General features: G+C 39.7%; 19 protein-coding genes and 1 pseudogene. 3 read left to right on the top strand and 17 right to left on the bottom strand.

Going from position 1 to position 16,247, the window contains the following annotated elements; genetic code table 11:
- Positions 1-290: 290 nt before the first annotated feature.
- The 16 genes from H171_RS24555 to H171_RS06450 all read right to left on the bottom strand — a co-directional run bounded on the left by H171_RS24555 (position 291) and on the right by H171_RS06450 (position 13,246).
- Positions 291-4,658 carry a hypothetical protein gene (locus H171_RS24555; RefSeq protein WP_242976893.1) on the bottom strand — a complete coding sequence of 1,456 codons (4,368 nt, stop codon included), beginning with the start codon at positions 4,656-4,658 and terminating at the stop codon, positions 291-293.
- Positions 4,659-4,709: 51 nt separating this feature from the next.
- Positions 4,710-5,054: a hypothetical protein gene (locus H171_RS06515; RefSeq protein ID WP_242976892.1), complete on the bottom strand. Its 345-nt coding sequence runs from the start codon at positions 5,052-5,054 to the stop codon at positions 4,710-4,712.
- 14 nt (positions 5,055-5,068) lie between these two features.
- Positions 5,069-5,566 (bottom strand): hypothetical protein, encoded by a 498-nt coding sequence (locus H171_RS06510; protein ID WP_100304423.1) that lies wholly within the window; start codon positions 5,564-5,566, stop codon positions 5,069-5,071.
- A gap of 25 nt (positions 5,567-5,591) precedes the next feature.
- Positions 5,592-6,083 (bottom strand): hypothetical protein, encoded by a 492-nt coding sequence (locus tag H171_RS06505; RefSeq protein ID WP_100304422.1) that lies wholly within the window; start codon positions 6,081-6,083, stop codon positions 5,592-5,594.
- Positions 6,084-6,156: 73 nt separating this feature from the next.
- Positions 6,157-6,540, bottom strand: a complete 384-nt coding sequence (locus H171_RS06500) for a hypothetical protein (RefSeq protein ID WP_100304421.1) — start codon at positions 6,538-6,540, stop codon at positions 6,157-6,159.
- Positions 6,540-6,986 carry a hypothetical protein gene (locus tag H171_RS06495; RefSeq protein ID WP_242976889.1) on the bottom strand — a complete coding sequence of 149 codons (447 nt, stop codon included), beginning with the start codon at positions 6,984-6,986 and terminating at the stop codon, positions 6,540-6,542. The genes H171_RS06500 and H171_RS06495 overlap by 1 nt, the downstream gene beginning before the upstream one ends.
- A gap of 68 nt (positions 6,987-7,054) precedes the next feature.
- Positions 7,055-7,408 (bottom strand): hypothetical protein, encoded by a 354-nt coding sequence (locus H171_RS06490; RefSeq protein WP_242976887.1) that lies wholly within the window; start codon positions 7,406-7,408, stop codon positions 7,055-7,057.
- Positions 7,401-7,835, bottom strand: a complete 435-nt coding sequence (locus H171_RS06485; protein WP_007950055.1) for a hypothetical protein — start codon at positions 7,833-7,835, stop codon at positions 7,401-7,403. Before H171_RS06485 ends, H171_RS06490 begins: the two co-directional genes overlap by 8 nt.
- A 34-nt stretch (positions 7,836-7,869) precedes the next feature.
- Positions 7,870-8,424, bottom strand: a complete 555-nt coding sequence (locus H171_RS06480; protein WP_100304419.1) for a hypothetical protein — start codon at positions 8,422-8,424, stop codon at positions 7,870-7,872.
- A 176-nt stretch (positions 8,425-8,600) separates the two neighbouring features.
- Positions 8,601-8,915 (bottom strand): hypothetical protein, encoded by a 315-nt coding sequence (locus H171_RS06475; protein WP_242977077.1) that lies wholly within the window; start codon positions 8,913-8,915, stop codon positions 8,601-8,603.
- Between the two features lie 23 nt (positions 8,916-8,938).
- A complete protein-coding gene (locus H171_RS06470; protein ID WP_100304417.1) occupies positions 8,939-10,258 on the bottom strand; it encodes a major capsid protein in 1,320 nt (439 codons plus the stop codon).
- Between the two features lie 14 nt (positions 10,259-10,272).
- Complete coding sequence (locus tag H171_RS06465; protein WP_100304416.1) at positions 10,273-10,617, bottom strand: hypothetical protein; 345 nt, start codon at positions 10,615-10,617, stop codon at positions 10,273-10,275.
- A gap of 14 nt (positions 10,618-10,631) precedes the next feature.
- The gene (locus H171_RS06460) at positions 10,632-11,243 is read right to left on the bottom strand and encodes a hypothetical protein (RefSeq protein WP_100304415.1); all 612 of its coding nucleotides are present in this window, start codon (positions 11,241-11,243) and stop codon (positions 10,632-10,634) included.
- 95 nt (positions 11,244-11,338) lie between these two features.
- Positions 11,339-12,790 (bottom strand): phage portal protein, encoded by a 1,452-nt coding sequence (locus tag H171_RS06455; protein WP_100304414.1) that lies wholly within the window; start codon positions 12,788-12,790, stop codon positions 11,339-11,341.
- Positions 12,787-12,918: a hypothetical protein gene (locus H171_RS24720; RefSeq protein ID WP_278281724.1), complete on the bottom strand. Its 132-nt coding sequence runs from the start codon at positions 12,916-12,918 to the stop codon at positions 12,787-12,789. The genes H171_RS06455 and H171_RS24720 overlap by 4 nt, the downstream gene beginning before the upstream one ends.
- Before the next feature lie 127 nt (positions 12,919-13,045).
- Complete coding sequence (locus tag H171_RS06450) at positions 13,046-13,246, bottom strand: hypothetical protein (RefSeq protein WP_100304413.1); 201 nt, start codon at positions 13,244-13,246, stop codon at positions 13,046-13,048.
- Between the two features lie 205 nt (positions 13,247-13,451).
- Here H171_RS06450 and H171_RS06445 point away from each other — a divergent pair, with 205 nt between their 5' ends.
- Positions 13,452-13,946, top strand: coding sequence for a CarD family transcriptional regulator (locus H171_RS06445; RefSeq protein WP_242976886.1), 495 nt, complete (start codon positions 13,452-13,454; stop codon positions 13,944-13,946).
- A 504-nt stretch (positions 13,947-14,450) separates the two neighbouring features.
- On the top strand, positions 14,451-14,651 hold the full coding sequence (locus tag H171_RS06440) for a cold-shock protein (protein WP_100304411.1): 201 nt from the start codon (positions 14,451-14,453) through the stop codon (positions 14,649-14,651).
- Between the two features lie 546 nt (positions 14,652-15,197).
- On the opposite strand, the gene H171_RS06435 is transcribed toward H171_RS06440, so the two are convergent.
- Positions 15,198-15,506 carry a hypothetical protein gene (locus tag H171_RS06435; RefSeq protein WP_100304410.1) on the bottom strand — a complete coding sequence of 103 codons (309 nt, stop codon included), beginning with the start codon at positions 15,504-15,506 and terminating at the stop codon, positions 15,198-15,200.
- 130 nt (positions 15,507-15,636) lie between these two features.
- Here H171_RS06435 and lexA point away from each other — a divergent pair.
- A pseudogene (lexA, locus tag H171_RS06430) lies at positions 15,637-16,218 on the top strand (transcriptional repressor LexA); the annotation flags it as partial.
- Positions 16,219-16,247: the final 29 nt, after the last annotated feature.

Here is a 16,247-nt window from a genome sequence, read left to right as displayed (position 1 = left end):
GCTTTGTTCCATTTGCATCAAATACCCACACGCCAAAACCTCCAGGGTAGATTTCGTACTGGAAATACAACCCCGTATTGTTACTAATAATAACATTAGTGTAGGTGTTGGCAAACACATAGCCAAAATTAACTAGGCCGTATCCATTGGCATCAAGGGTTACCTCAGTGACCCCGGAAATGGTTTTCTTGCCACCAAGGTTATCGCCTAAAGCGGTTAAATTGCTATTTTAATAATAAAACAAAAAAGGCCATAGGCTATCCACATTGGAAGAGTCTATGGCCCTTAAATCAAATTGGTACTGGTGCTTTTTTTAACTTTCTATAATCCTGATTCCAACTATCTTTTGTACTTTTCCAAACTTCTTGCTGACCAATCTTTGCTTTTATATCTGCATGCTCTAACGCATCAGCTACAATCGGTGCCATAGTCTTTGCCATCTTCTCATAATCAATAATTCCAGATAACGCTGCATGCAATTCTGCGGATATGCCGGCCTTAAAATCATAAGAAGGTGTATCGTAGGAAACAGAGGCTTTTGTATCTACCATATCAAAGAATTCCCTGCTGACTTGTACGTTGGTATCTATTGATGGCAGAGAAATATTATAATCTGTTAGTTTGTCAGCAAAAGAATCTACTTTAGAATAAATTACACCAAATTTATCCTCAATACCATTCATCATTCCGATGGTAAAATAATCACCAATCTGGAACGCTTTTTTCGAGGGAGAATGTTCATCAAAGCCTTTTTTAAACCCATCAATTACGCCTTTAGTAAAAGAGGCGATACCAGTTCCCAGCCAGTCCGTCAAATTCGTAATACCTTCCCATAGACCTTTAATGACATTTTCGCCTATAGTAACCATTTTCTTCGGTAATTCTCCAAAGAATTCTATCACCTTATCTACAATAGTAGGAACCTCTGTTTTAAAAAATGATACGGTATTCGTGGCCCATGTTGATATTTTCTCTTTGATTTTTATTATTGTATCGTATATCTTCCCGGGCATTTCAGAGAACCATTTCACAGTGCCGACAATTATTTCAGATACTTTTTGGTTAAATGCATTGTAAATTTCTGTTCCCCAGGTTGCAACATTTGTTATAAAGGTAGAAATTCCAGTATATATCTTCCCAGGCATTTCAGAAAACCATTTTACCACAGAAGCTATTATTTCGGGGATTTTCTTAGCCATATATTCTGCTACTTCTAAGCCCCATTTTGTAATGGTTCCCAGAGCATACCCTAAAGCATATCCAATCTTCCCAGGTAATTCATTAAACCAATCAGCGATGTCTGTAACAATATTTCCTATTTTCCCCGGTATGCCAGTCAGATATTGAATCAATTTATCCCATGAAGAAGTAGCTGTAGACTTTACCTTATCCCACACTGCAGAGAGTTTATCTGGAATAGATTCAAAAAAAGGCAACACGGAAGTGTTCCACCATTCAGGAACTTTCTTTGTCCAAAATTCTTTAATTTCATCCCAATGTGTAAAAGCATATACTACTGTGGCTATAGCTGCAACAACTACACCTACCACAAGTGCAGCTGCGGCAGTTACGCTTATTCCAAGAGCTGCGGCCAATGCTGCTATTCCACCGGCAATGCTTGCACCTAAACCACTTATTGCTCCACCTATTAATCCAGGTAATGTTGTAGTGAAAAAAGTCTGTATAGGTACCCATATCACACCAAACAATACTGATGGTAAAGAAGCACCAGTTTGAGCCATAGTTGTAGTTATCGTGGTTATAATAGTGCTTCTAGGAAATGCTTTTACTAGTAATGTTCCAATTCCAGAGAAAGACAATCCTTTAGCCAGTGATCGCATTATTTTCCCAGACAACAACTTTCCAAGTCCTGTGAATTTCAGCAGACCAAATGCTGTAAGCATTGTCGTTTCAACAGGTGCTGTCTTAAAAGAACTCCCCCAAAGCTCTATACCTGCATTTATGGCTTTCCATATTGCTTCCCCTACTTTTCCACCTATTTCAATGAAATCTATAGATTCAAGGAATGTTCCAATTTTAGTTCCTATTAGAGACCAGTTTATATTATCCAGTGCCTCTATTAATGCGTCTAACAGACCTTTAGCCCAGACGTTAACCGCCGCTCCGGCAGAAGCAAAGTCAAATGTATTGAAAAAATTGTTAATTCCATTGGCACTAGAATATCCCAGATTCGTCCAGTCAAAAGCTATGCCAAAAGCAAGCGCGGTATACAGAGCAGTATTTAAAGCCCCTGCAATCGTCTTACCTACTGCCCCAAACAATTCAGGCGAAATAAGGCTATTTAAAAATTCTGCCAATCCCGTACCGAATCCACCCGCAATAGAATAAACTGCAGACCAGCTTATACTTTCTAAAGCCCCTGTTAAGCCATCTCCTATGTATTTTCCTATACCGTAATAATCACCGACCTTAAATGCATTTACAATTTTATCAGCCATTGCCTGTGCACTATTTTCCACATTTGCAAATGCAGCTTCCCAAACTTTCTGATATTCGGACAAAGAGTTCAAAAAAGCTTCATCTAATAAACCTCCATCGACGCCGCCACTACCACCTTTACCACCAGAAGAATCTTTTGAGCTTACGACATTTAATTTATCAAAACCTTGTAAATTGTCTGCCATCTTTTTAGTATTTTTCGCTGCATCTCCTGTGCTATCTGCAATCCCATCTGCTGCATCTTCCATATCTCCAAAGTCTGTGGCGGCAGAACCAATAGAAGAGCTGAAATCCCCTACCTTAATACCCAAAAGTCCGCCGACCCATGAGAATAACCGCTGTAATGCTATTACCAGAGCATTAATATAAGGAAGAACCTTGGCAACAATAGGCAGAAATAAATTCCCTATCGTCCTTGCAAGGTTCGCAAAATTTGATTGTAGAAGTCGTAACTGGTTTGAAGGCGCGTCTAAAGTGCTAGCCAAATCTCCCCAGGCGTACCGAGTGGAATCCAATAAGATAATGGCACGTAATAAGGCCTTGTCCTGCTGATTTAGAGCCGAAACCTTTGCCATAATACCAAGTTCACTTAATTTTTCTTGCAAATTTACATTGCGGATATTTACGCCGTATTTATCTAGAGTCCGACTCATGCCGACCATGCCGGAAGCCATATCCTCCCATACATCTTTGAAATTCAAGTTCTTTACGGAAGCAAGATCTGCACCTATCATAGTTAAAGCGTTAGATAGCTGCAGGGCCGTTTCAGAGGCTACTCCCATAGAGGAAGCCATCTGACCAAAAGTAGCCTGATAATTCATAAGCCTTTCTGGATCAATACCAAGACTAACCGCACCGGTAGATTTTAAATTCCCATTCTCATCTGCCATGAAGCCGGACATTTTCCCCGTTAATTCCTGTGCACGTTTGCTGAATGATTTGGCATAGGCTTCTGCTGATTCATAGCCAGACTTCTCCCAGTTTTTTACCCCGGCATCTGCTACTTGCCCCCAGGCGGCGTCAAAATAATTCAATGTCTCAATATAGTCCATAGAAGCTTCCGTTGCTTTCCATAGACCTTTCATTCCACGAATTACCGCCCACCATCTGGCGTAGAACATTCCAATAGACGCTGCAAGCCCCTTTATTCCTAACATGGCTTTTCCCGTCCGACCTGTGTACGATTTCAAACCATTACTCATTGCAACGCTGGCACTTGACACTTTGGAACCACTGGAAGCCAATTTTGCCAGAGCATTTGTTATTTGAATAAGATTATTGCTGACCCGTGGGGCACTGGACAGAGTGGCCATCAGATTTCTTAAGGATATTCCAAGGTTCTGAATATTAGGAATTGCATTGCTTGCAGATTTTCCACCCAGCTTTGTTATAGAAGAAACGAGATTTTCCAACCCACTTGTATCAAAATTGAGCGCACCTATCCCGTTCAGACCACTCACAAACCTTAAAAGCTGGTCCTTTATTGGCTTAAGGTTTGCTGTGGCCTGTGTAGCTTTTGCCCCACCAAGGTGGCTAATATTGTTCACAAGAGAATTAAGTCCCTCAATATTAAACGTGACACCGCCAACAGAATTCATACTGGAAACAAAACTGTGCAGGGAGGTTGAAATCTGCGGAAGGTTCTTTACCGCCTGTGTGGCATTAATACCACCCAACCTACTTATTGAGGACACCAGTTTATATAGAGAATCCGGATTAAAATTCAGACTTCCCACATTGTTCATTCCGGAAACAAAATCTGCCATACTGGTTTTTAAAAATTCCAGATTCTGTGTTGCCTCCGTAACCGAAGCACGTCCCAGCTTTGAAATGGAATTTGCAATATTATTCAGAGTTTCCGTATCAAATTTGAGATTACCAATTCCATTTATACTATTTGCAAAGCTTTCCATGGCGTGAGCGGTATTGCTTACTCCCTGAACGTCAACCGCCGACAGTTTATTAAGCCCTACGGTTATTCTGGAAAAATCCGCAGTTTTAGTCCGTTCATTAAAGCTTTGGATAGATGAAGCAATCTGATTTATGCCAGAGGCCACCTGACTTGCACCGGACATTTCAATCCCGGATATGGCAGATTGCAGAGACATCATCTTTTGTATGAATTTATCAATTTTGGCATCAGCACTATTTGTACTGGCGTCTATTTGGACTTTTAAATCATCAATAACATCTGACATGGTTTCACCGCCCTTTGCACATACAAAAAAAGGCGAGTGAATTTTCGTCTATCACTCGCCTTTCTTTTTACGTTTCATATCATTTTCCATTGTTCCAGCAGCAAAGATGAACCCTTGTAAAGCTTTTTCACTTTCTGACCGCTTTTCCTCTTCTGTCTTTGGTGTTACACGTATTGGTTCTTCAAAATACTTACCTCTCCACTTTCTTTTAATAAATGGCATTGCATTACATACAGTAGCGTCCAAAGCTGAAGCAACATACTGGCCCATGAGCCACATTTCGTCACTACGTTGTTGCTGCTTTCTTCGATATGCCTCTACAAATGGCAGAAGCTTCCGAGGATTTAACCGCCAGAATAAATCATACGGAACCCCCATATTTAATGCTTCTGGCAAATACTGTTCCCAGATTATTTTGTGGAAGTTGATTTCCTTTTGTGATCCTGTGGTATCTTCCCGGATTTGGACTTCTGTTCTTCCGCCGCTTCGCTCATCTGAGCAATTACCTTGTCCATTCCGGTGAGTTTGAAAAAACCATCTTCTTCCATGCAGTCTCTCAGAAAATCATACATTCCCCAGAATGAAGCACGCTCATCGTCTGGTTTCTCCTTGACAAACTGCTTAAATAGAGCTTTGGCTGCCTGTTCGTTTTCCACCGGATTGTTTTCCAGCAAGCCGGCATAAAGAGCCGTAACAGCGATTTTGGGAATGTCTGAAACCATATCAGATGTACCATTCAATATGGCCGTTGCAACAGATATCTTTTCATTCTCATCAGTTGGCCCATTCTTCATAATGTAACTGCCAGAAATAACTTTGAATATACTGTCCACACAATCTTTATACTCTGCAGCTTCAAAGGAAAATTCCACATTATAGTCCTTACCGCCAATCGTTAAAATCCTCATATTTTAATACCTCCCATACTTTTTATTAAGGTTCTTCCGATGGTTCAGTTGGAACAATAGGATCATCCCACCCGATTTCTCCGGTTGGTGTAACAGATATACTGGTATCCCAAGCATTGTCAACGTCGGAAGCCGCCCAACCTAATCTTGCTGGCACGCAAGTAAAGTAAAAAGCCTTTGTTAGTCTCGGGTGATAAAATTCCAGCCACATACGTTTATTTGATATTTTAGCCGTATCATACTCATCACAAAGAGCTTCCCACATATCCAGGAACATTTGTGACATACCAAACGTGATTGCAAGGGCTCCTCCCGGATCTTTCAGCCCATCAATATAACGTTTCCAGATAGTATCATTCAAAGATGTTACATCATAGCTACCTACTTCTGGATTAAAGTCAGGAATACTTTTGGGATTCGGCAGATCAGTAAAGGTTGTGGGCTTTGTTCCAGTTGTTGTTTCGATCCCATATCCGACATGGATACCGGCAGTTGATAAATCTACAGCTTTTGCCATAGGTCATATCCTCCTTTTTGCATAAAAAAGAACTTCACCATTAGACGAAGCTCAAAGTTAATTGCTCTTATTTTTATATCAAATCACCCTCGCAATAGGTCCTATGAAACCTTGCAATCCAGCGATATGCTTCTGTTGTATTAGAACGATCCACTTCAAGAGGACCAAATTTTAATGTGAACCCTAATTCTGTCATTATATCTGCCGCAAGAAAAATTAACTGTTTTGCCTTGCTGAAAGATCCGGAATCATATACAATAATTTCAAAATCAGCAGATATGGCACACTGCTTGTTCTGCAGAGAACTGCTTGTTGTCGGCTGGCCCAGGCTTTTGAAATAAAGGTAGGGAAAAGCCGAAGGTGTATCGTTCCTAGTGGTGCCGCTTCCTTTGATATATTTTTTCAGTGTTTCATCATTCACCAACCGGGTATAAACCAAAGAGGAAATATCAAGCATTACTGGAAAACCTCCTTTGCAATGGCCGCCACTCGCGTCCGTATAGCCGAAGAAGCATTATACATTGGCATTGTGGCTTTTGTACCATGGGTGTAGTGCCACTTCTCATCTTCGCCCCAATAGTACCACCCATCTTCAAAGGCATGGATCTGTCCGGGGAATGTTCCGATTCCATATCCCATCTCTCCGGCTTTCGGATTATCTGACGGATTATAGAAGGCGCCGGCTCCAAACTCAACCAGAAGCAAGGTGTTAATGGTGCCGTAGTCATTAGACTTTATTTGCCCGGTAGCAACCAGAATGGCCTTGCAACCGTCTTTCCGCGGCTCCATTTCCACCCAGAGGGTAATTGTTTTACCTAAGGGGGATTCACTAATGCTTTGCAGGGCAACTGTCTGTCCGGCTTCCGCTAAACGTTGACATAGCAATTCAGCTTTTCGGTACAAGTCTGCTTTATACTGCTTAAGTTGGTTTATGATGTCCTGGATTCCTTTTGAGGAAAAGTTTCCTCGAATTACTCTCCTGGACATTTTAAGCGATTAAGATATTTTTTCCATTCTTCATCAGTCATAGAACCAACATCTGTTTTTTGATTTTCTAGTAATGAAGATAAAGGCCAAACTTTTTCATAGGTTGCTTCGAATATATCCGGCTTACAGGGATATATCTCGCCTTTTACGCCCAGAATTACATAATCGCCTTTGTCGGCTCTCATAGTCCCTTCAAGCGTCTTTATATCGCACGTTCCATCTTCATGAGTAATAATTTCATTTTTAATACGCTTTTCATTGAACCAGTCTGGCATTACATCATCAAGCTGAAATCTAAAGGCTTCAAATACCACTGGTTTCTTTTTGTACTTAACCATTCTTCGCACCTCCATCTGGCAATTGTTTAATAGCATAGAGCGTAGAATTGATATCTCCTGCCACTTTGACAACTTTGTAGTCCGGTTTATTCATTAGATTACCATCAGAGTCAAATTCCGGTTTCTTATCTACATACAGTACGGACAACTCATCAATCGGCAGCTTCATGCTGCAATCACTTATTGTCTTGTCGTACTCGGTATTCACACCGAATGGGTCAGTCGAGGCTTCTCCTCTGGCTGCAGACACCCTCGCCCTGAACTCCACCGGGTCCGCATACCCTACAGTATAATCACCAGTACGAAGTGGTTCTCCAGTCACTGGATCATAGATGATATTGCCGTCCAAATCGGTTTCATAAACCGGGATATGCTCTGAATAAAGCTGATAGTATAATGATTTCTGGTTACGCTTCAACCCTCTCACATGTCAACTCCTAATTCGAAATAAAAAAGAACGCTTAATTTGATGCGTTCTTTCCGATTTTTAATAATTTTCGATAGTCACTTTTCTTATATAAACCCTTCAGTAAACTTTTTTGTAATCCAATACCTAGTAATATAAAAGAATTCCTCACTATTTCTAGAGCTTCTTTTATTTCTTCAATACTTTGAATATCTTTATTTTGCATATTTATTAAAATTTCCTTTAGTTCCAAAGTCATATTAGGTACATCAATGCATAAGAATCCGTAATTTATTAGCATATCATTAACTTTTTTGAAAATTTTAACTAAATCATCAATAAGTTTTTGAAAAGAGATTATGTAATCAATTAACTGCATATCCTCACGTTGTACTAATGATTTAAATACTACAATATTATCGTCCGCCGTATTTAATAAATCAGCAAGCTGCTTCCATAAGTTAGTTTTTATCTCCATTTTAATTACTTCTTTATTAGTCCATTCATTTATCTTTATAGTAATTATTCCTCCAGCCAAAACCCCAAGAATTGTTGAAATAAAATTTCCATCTAATAGATTGATTATTAATTCACTTAATGTATTTTCCATAAGAACTACACTCCTTTCACAACCATTATAAAACATAATGATAGCAAATAAAAGAAGTTATTCAATTAAAGTATTCCTCCCAGACATAATAAGTATGCCTGCCCACCACCATTTACTGACATACACCCTGCGTCCGGCCGGGAGGTTAGCCAGACACGCACCGTCTAAAATATAAGTTATAAAGTCTTTACCATAGGCACCACATCAAAATAAAGATCATCTTCATTCTGATATCCCCGGGAAATCCCGTTTTCAGAATGCGAGCTCTGCCCCTCACTTCCCTGCTTCGCCCAATAATAAACAGCAGCGTCAAAGACCGTATCCCGGTACTTTGAAACCGCCGCTTCTTTTTGTGTGTCAGTATACCCATATGGATAACGCTTGGAACTCACCTTACGAATTGCCCGATTGATGAGAATGAGCAGAACCGGATTATCCTGTTCGCTTACTTCGTCACCAAGATATGTACTCATGTCAGCCAAGATTTCCATTTCCACTCACCTCACCGCCTTTCTTATGATTTAGCCGTTACCGTAGCATTACCTGCCTTAACTGCCTTGTAGCTGGAGTCACATTCAACAATGGTAATCACCTTGCCAGTTGCTGCCGTAATATCCGCACTACCGTCCCAAGCACTCCATGTCTGGACATTCTGTCCATAGGTTACAGCGGTCGCGGAATCGCCCACTTTATACTTATAGGAATTTCCGCTTGCCTTTGCTGGGGAAGCAGTTACTTTGGTATCACCCGTAGCCGTACCAGCAATAGAATTAACCGTCAGGGTTCCAAGTGTTCCAGAACCAGTCACTACGGTGGCAATTACAATTCCATATGGGTCTGGAAGAACCGGGATAAACATACCGGAAGCCTTAGTCCATTTAGCCACCGGGTCTTTTGTAGACCACATGGTTACAGTTACATACATTTTCTGCAATGCTTCCTGGAACGCTGCATAATCAGCCTCTTCAGGAGTAGGTCCCCATAGGCCAACACCAGCACCACCAGACGCATTAGCCGTATAAAAAGTAACTTTATCCTCATCAAAATAACGTCCGTTTGCCCGGGAGCCGTCAACCTTTACATATGCGTACCTTTCATCACAAGATTCAAGGGAGAATCCGAATTCTTCCAGAAGAATTGAACGTAACTCGGCCATGGTAACAAGTTTACCAAGATTGATTGCTCCATAAATAGCTGTCTGAATGGATTTATTTTTTCTCATACGCTGGATCTGTGTATCAGAAGTCAACACTTTAGTGACAAGCTTGCCCTGGTCTTTCAGAATCTTTACCGCTCGCTGAAAGTCAGAGAAGATATCATATTCCGGATCTGACCAGTCACCAAAAACAATCTTCTGTTCTGCCGGGATTCCAAAATCAATAACCATATCAAGGTTGTTCTCCTTGATTTTCATGATACCACGGCTCATTAACTGACCTTTAGCAATTTTGGTTCTGGTAACAACGCTTTCAGACAGCCGGCCAATATCATCAAATACCCACTTGATTAAGCCGTCATCATCAGGTACGCCGTTAGTAATATACATCTGAAGCTGCTCTGACTGATTAATTTTCTCTTTGATGAAAAGTTTTTCAGTCAATACTTTCTCAAATGTTGGGCGGACACCAATATGGGCTTCGGTATCCAGGGCATGTACAAATGCCGGTGTCGGCAAGTTCTGCCCCTGCATTAATCGATAATACTCCGCTTTAAAATGCTGGGTTTTAATATCCGGGAAAATGGTATCCAGAACAGTCGGCCTTGCAACTGCAAAGTTCTGGGCAAAATTCAGTCTTTCATCTACGCTAATAGCGTCCAATACATTAAATGGCATTTTAGCACCTCCAATTAAAATTCAACTTCGGGAGCATCAAGAATTACAAAGCCTTTTGCTTCCAAAGCTGTTTTTGCTGCGGCTGACAATGCGGTCTTTAATCTATTCCCATAGATTCTGCCGGCCCTAATTATACTGGCAGGCCGCTTCTCATCATCAGTCATGTCAACAGTTTCAAATACAATACCTGTGGCTGTCCCATCATTGGCCGGGAATGCTGTGCCACCATAAATCAGTTTCTTGGTGCCTACAGTTTCTGCTTTATCCTGAGTAACCATTTCTGTTTTCTGTACCAATCCTACGGCACTTTCCAAAAAGTTAGGGAGCGTTTCTCCCTGAATAACTTTCATATAAGCCATATCTCAATTCCTCCTTAAATTAATGTTCCCGGTTGCGCACCGGCGATAGGTGTAGCAACCGGCTGCGGGTTTTTATTCTGGGAATACTGCTTTGCGTATTCGGCGGCAGCACTCTTCTTGCCTGGATCTGTATTTGCTGGTGGATCTCCTGCACCCGGATTCGGTGTTTTGTCAAATATTTCTTTCTGCCATTGTGTCTTATTTGCTTCATCACGCTTGGAAATTCCAGTCACAAAGGCTTCAGCACTGGTCTTTGCCGCCTCCATATCTAAAGCAGACAAAGCACCCATCATTCCAGCAAATTCTTCTCCTGATAAATTCGCCTTTGCAAAGATACCTTCTACAGCAGATTGAGTAAGCTGCTTCTGTAAATCAGCGGCATTCTTTTCAGCCGCTTCCCTAGCTTTCTTTTCCTTTTCCAAATCTGTAAGGTTCTGCTGTTCAATCCCGTCAAGTTTTGCCTGTAACTCTTCGGCCTTTTCAGCCTCTTTCTTCCATTTATCAGCGTCTTCCTGAACCTTTTTTACTTCCCCATTGTGCTGATTAAGATAACCCGTAATCTGCTCATCGGTCGGTTCAGCAACGCCTAATGCTATCAAATTCTTCTTAGCCTGTTCTCTGGTCATAATAATTTCCTCCTTCTATCCACGCTTTTGGTAACGCAGGTCGCACCTGCCGGATTGTGCTATTTGACGGATAGCTCCAAAATAAAAAAGAAAAGCTATTCGGCTTCTCCTGTTTTAGCTACTGCATTATTCGATTGATTCTTTAGCAATTCATATGCTCTTCCTTTTTCTACTTCAACATCTAATTGTTCTTGCGTTTTAAATATTGTATCCATATAGGGTTTACTCATTAACCATACCTTTTCAGGGTCTCCAAACAGACCGCAAGTGGTTAAAGCAATTAATGGGTTAACTTTGTTTTTCAATAAATAATCCAATGCCTGTGCCTTAACAAGCATATTGTCAGTTGAGTTTCGAGTGATTTTAACATCAAAATCTCTTACTGTCAAAGGAACATCATTGGTTGTCTGCTTGATGATATTAAGCACGATTTGACAATGTTTCTTTTCTGCCTCAATAATGAATGGTTCATCGAGTTTTGCCCTCTGTTCTGCAAAATCCCAACCATTTCTAAGATAAACCGCTTGGCCGGTATCACCGCCGGTATTTTGCTGACGATCTGGCATTCCCTCAACCACAAGCACTTGACGATATACATCGTCTTTGGATACCTGAGTTTGCTCTTGATTAAGTTCAGCAGTCATAAGCTTCACATCTGACTTATTGGCTTGGCCCGAATCTTTAACCTGTATTGCACCCAACTGGCTCATTTCTATAAATTCATCTTTTGAAATCTCACAGTTTTTAAAAAGCATAAATGCCTGAACAAACTGCTCAATGCCATTCATTCGATCAGACTGCATTTTGTTCATCTGATCCAAAGCTGTAATTACGATTTCAATGTCAGATAACCGATCCGGATTATTAGGATATTCTATTATAGGAATTCCTCCAAATCCATTAATATTGTTATCGGTAATCCGGCCATTCTTAATAATGAAGTATTTATCTTCGGAAAAACAAAGATAGTACTGTTGCTCGTTTTCGTCTTTTAACTGCTGAATTGAAAGCATATCCCGGCCATCTACCTGCGAATATACAACAATTGTATTTAACGGCGTGGGAATGTGTATCCAGAAGGGAACCGGATTGTTTTTGCCTGCTTTTAAGGTGGCCTTATATGCAGTACCTACCGAACTTTGCCATGTTCCAAGTTCAATATCTCTTGCCTGCTTATGAGCGTCCCTCATGTAATCATTAAGTGCATCAACAGCTTTATTAATGTTCTCATCTTTTTTTCGGCTCACGTATTGGATAGGCTCACCGTATGTCTGACCTGCCTTAAAACGCACTATTTCCAAAGCATGATTTTCCACTGTCTTATTATTAATTTCTGGGCGCACTGCCTTTTCCCTGTACAAAATTGGCTGATCCCCCATATAGTAATCATGAAGATAACGAATGAACGGCCTATTATAATTCAGGATACTAACCGCCCTACCAACTACTTTCAAAATATTTTCGGAAGTAATGGTCGAAACACTGGTATATGCTACCTTGCGCCCGAATGCACCTTTGCAAATATCAATGTAACTGAGTTTGTTCATCCACTTATCACCTTCTTAACCCTAAAAGTCATCCCACTGGAAGATTTGCCTTCTGGGTGTTTGGCACTTTTATCTCTCCAGATAGATTCTTTTTTATTTTGCTTTGGCTTTTCAAATCTTTTTTCCATAATTTCACCCACGAAAAATGCGCCTAGCCGAAGCCAAGCGCATGTTGATATACTTTTCACTGATACCATATTATCATATTATGAATGGGAAATGTGGGAATCTTGAGGTCTATTCTAAAATAGCAATTTAATTTAGTAGATCCGATATAGAAACTTCATAATTTTTACTACTGTGATATTCTAATTCAATTCTTGTATTGATCTGATCGTCCAGATTGTATTTCTTCGCAACTCTTATCATCATCATTCTGTTATATTGGTCTTTTACCATTATCTTCTCTTCTAGTTCTTTGTGATCATTATCATATTTTCTATTCCACACTTTCATAATTCCACCTTTCTCCCGGCACTCCGGAAAATACTAAATAGATAAGCCCATGATATAGTCGTGAACTTTGGAGTAAATTACCGTATACATTTCATCTACAATTGTGCTATAATATAAATATCGAACGTGTGGTTTGCTTTACAGGGACGTAAGTCCAGTTTTAGTGAACCGCACTTTTTATTTTATTAGAAAGAGGTGAAATATTATGAACATAGGTGATGTCATCATATACGGAAGTCATGGTGTTTGTAGGGTTACCGGATTACAGGATATGTGCATGGATGAAAAAATCCGCCCATATTACGTGCTCAAGCCTGTTTACCATACTGCCTCGACATTATACGTCTCAGCTATAAGTGACAGAAGAAAAACTGAAATTCGCCACATTCTTTCTGCCGATGAAATTTTCTTTCTAGTCAAGAAATTGTCGAGTAAAGACCACAATTGGATAAAGGATAATCGAAAGCGCAAAGAATTATACGGCCAGGTTCTTGCAGATGGTAACCGTTCCGAACTTATAGAAATGATAAAAACTTTGCGTAGTCGTAAACAAGAGCTAAAAAGCACAAATAAAGACAAGAAACTACAGGATTCTGACGAATGCTTTCTCAAAGATGCTGAAAAAACACTTTGTGAGGAGTTCGCTTATGTATTGAACATTAAGCGTGAAGAAGTTATCCCATTTATCTATGAACAATGATCCTAAACCATTTTACATTTATCAAATGCAATTCATTATCATCCCTTATCAGCATGTCAAAACCATTTCAACTATATTAACCAATATTTCCATCATTATTTTCCCCACAGATAAGATCTGTTTTAATGCAAAGCCAACGTGAATTTATAGTAAAATATAAAAAATAGAAATAATCACCAGTAAGGTGGATCTCCCAAGGTATCTGGTGGTTAGTCGAGACTTAACTAATCACTTGATTACCTTATAAACTAATCTCCCAATATTCTAAGCCTGGAACACCTTTCCCGCTTTGCGTTGTGCTTTTTTTGATGATTTTTTCAATGTGGCCTTCTTTGCAAGTTTTTCTTGACTTATTTAAACCATTGTGTTAAGATAGATAGGTATTTAAATAAGGTCTTGATTTCGCATATATACGTAAGTCATTATTCTATTGATGATTTACATATATATGCGATTTTTAGTTTTAGCAAAAATACAATATTAATATTTAAGGAGGTATCTTTCATGAATAAAGGTACAGTAAAATGGTTTAATGCACAAAAGGGATTTGGTTTTATCGCTGACGAGCAGGGTAACGAAATTTTCGTTCATTTCTCAGGTCTTGCTATGGACGGCTATAAGTCTTTAGACGATGGTCAGTCTGTAACATTTGATGTAACAGAAGGTAATCGTGGATTACAGGCTGTTAATGTTCAAATTGCATAAACCAAGTGATAAGAAAGACTGCTTATAAGTGGTCTTTTTTTATTTTGTCTACTACCTTCATAATTAATTAAATAGCAATTTAAATAACCTAAGTAATAATTTGGCAAAAAATGCACAGCACTGGTCTTACACTGTAAGCGCATTACAACCACTTGGCAGCGCAATTTATGACATCCCGTTTGGCACGCCCCTATCAGATGATAATTACGCCATACTTTTAAGTAAAGGGGGTATGGGGGCTGGGTGGGCAGACGTAGAGATAAGTGCCGTCTCTTTAACCCCAGCTGGATTTAGATTGATGGCCTATAACACAAGCCCAAGTTTCGCCTCCGAAAGTTTAAAAGTATTCTGGTGCATACTCAGATCACCTATTACACTACAGTAAATGATCATTTATCAATAAATTCTATCGATGCATAATAGACACCATCTATGTAGAGCTGTAGGGCTCCTCCATCATTCCATCGGAAAGCGATTCGAGACGGAATACGGGTATCGATGTTTGCCTGAGTAGTTGTTAGGGCCGATTTCGTATTATTCAAATTGCTATTTTCTCTTTTCTAAATATTTATTATAGACCTCTGCAGGATAACATTCGGATTTCTTTACATTTTCAAATTCAACATATAATTTCTCTTTTTCTCCAGAAGATATTTTTAATCCAAAATCAGGTACCGCTATGCATTGCCCATCAAAAGAAAATGGAATGTTTTCACAAAATAATATATATGACATTCCTGTCAAACCGTCTGCTATTTCATCTTCATAGTTCACATAATCTAAAAAAGCTTCAATCATCTGATATTGGGCCTTCATAACTTTACTATATAAATCCTTGGATATAGTATCCATCATCTTAATCACCTACCTTTTCTATAATGATACTACAAATTACTTTACGTGTATAGTCTTTTTCGAACAAACGTTTGCTTTTTGCATCTAAGTATGCTATTATCAGTAAAACAAAATAAAGGACGGGTTAAATGTGGACATTTCAGAACGCCAAAAGGAAATTTTAGAGTATATAAAAAAATCAATCTTAAAGAATGGCTATCCCCCATCGGTCCGAGAAATATGTGAAGCAGTTAATTTAAAATCAACTTCTTCCGTCCATTCTCATTTGTCGATTCTCGAGGAAAAGGGATACATAAGAAGAGACCCAACTAAGCCAAGATCCATTGAAATCATAGACGATTGTTTCCAGCTGACACGCCGGGAGGTTGTGAACGTTCCGCTCCTCGGAACCGTAGCGGCCGGACTGCCTCTTTATGCAGAGGAAAACATTGAGAACTATTATCCCATATCAGCTGAATTACTTCCAAATGCAGAGACCTTTATATTAAAAGTTAAAGGAAACAGTATGGTCAACGCAGGTATTCTTGAAGGCGATCAGATTATCGTAGAATACCGAGCAACTGCGCATAATGGGGATATTGTTGATGCACTGGTCGATGACTCGGCTACAGTAAAACGGTTTTTTAAAGAAAAGAGTCATTACCGCCTGCAACCAGAAAACGATTCAATGGACAATTGGATTATTCAGAGTAGGCATTCATTAACAAGAATTGGGAAGCCACAGTGCTTCCCTCCTTTTAT

The organism is [Clostridium] celerecrescens 18A (assembly GCF_002797975.1).
Taxonomy (GTDB): domain Bacteria; phylum Bacillota; class Clostridia; order Lachnospirales; family Lachnospiraceae; genus Lacrimispora; species Lacrimispora celerecrescens.
The sequence above is the reverse complement of the archived record's forward strand: the minus strand, read 5'-3'. Positions and strand labels throughout refer to the sequence as shown.

Coding starts and splice junctions, on each gene's coding strand:
- H171_RS06490 (WP_242976887.1), bottom strand. CDS start 7,408: ATGGTTAAGTACAAAAAGAAACCAGTGGTATTTGAAGCCTTTAGATTT.
- H171_RS06505 (WP_100304422.1), bottom strand. CDS start 6,083: ATGGCAAAAGCTGTAGATTTATCAACTGCCGGTATCCATGTCGGATAT.
- H171_RS06435 (WP_100304410.1), bottom strand. CDS start 15,506: ATGATGGATACTATATCCAAGGATTTATATAGTAAAGTTATGAAGGCC.
- H171_RS06440 (WP_100304411.1), top strand. CDS start 14,451: ATGAATAAAGGTACAGTAAAATGGTTTAATGCACAAAAGGGATTTGGT.
- H171_RS06465 (WP_100304416.1), bottom strand. CDS start 10,617: ATGGCTTATATGAAAGTTATTCAGGGAGAAACGCTCCCTAACTTTTTG.
- H171_RS06460 (WP_100304415.1), bottom strand. CDS start 11,243: ATGACCAGAGAACAGGCTAAGAAGAATTTGATAGCATTAGGCGTTGCT.
- H171_RS06445 (WP_242976886.1), top strand. CDS start 13,452: ATGAACATAGGTGATGTCATCATATACGGAAGTCATGGTGTTTGTAGG.
- H171_RS06510 (WP_100304423.1), bottom strand. CDS start 5,566: ATGAGGATTTTAACGATTGGCGGTAAGGACTATAATGTGGAATTTTCC.
- H171_RS06475 (WP_242977077.1), bottom strand. CDS start 8,915: ATGGAAATCTTGGCTGACATGAGTACATATCTTGGTGACGAAGTAAGC.
- H171_RS06480 (WP_100304419.1), bottom strand. CDS start 8,424: ATGGAAAATACATTAAGTGAATTAATAATCAATCTATTAGATGGAAAT.
- H171_RS24720 (WP_278281724.1), bottom strand. CDS start 12,918: ATGGAAAAAAGATTTGAAAAGCCAAAGCAAAATAAAAAAGAATCTATC.
- H171_RS06450 (WP_100304413.1), bottom strand. CDS start 13,246: ATGAAAGTGTGGAATAGAAAATATGATAATGATCACAAAGAACTAGAA.
- H171_RS24555 (WP_242976893.1), bottom strand. CDS start 4,658: ATGTCAGATGTTATTGATGATTTAAAAGTCCAAATAGACGCCAGTACA.
- H171_RS06455 (WP_100304414.1), bottom strand. CDS start 12,790: ATGAACAAACTCAGTTACATTGATATTTGCAAAGGTGCATTCGGGCGC.
- H171_RS06470 (WP_100304417.1), bottom strand. CDS start 10,258: ATGCCATTTAATGTATTGGACGCTATTAGCGTAGATGAAAGACTGAAT.
- H171_RS06500 (WP_100304421.1), bottom strand. CDS start 6,540: ATGCTTGATATTTCCTCTTTGGTTTATACCCGGTTGGTGAATGATGAA.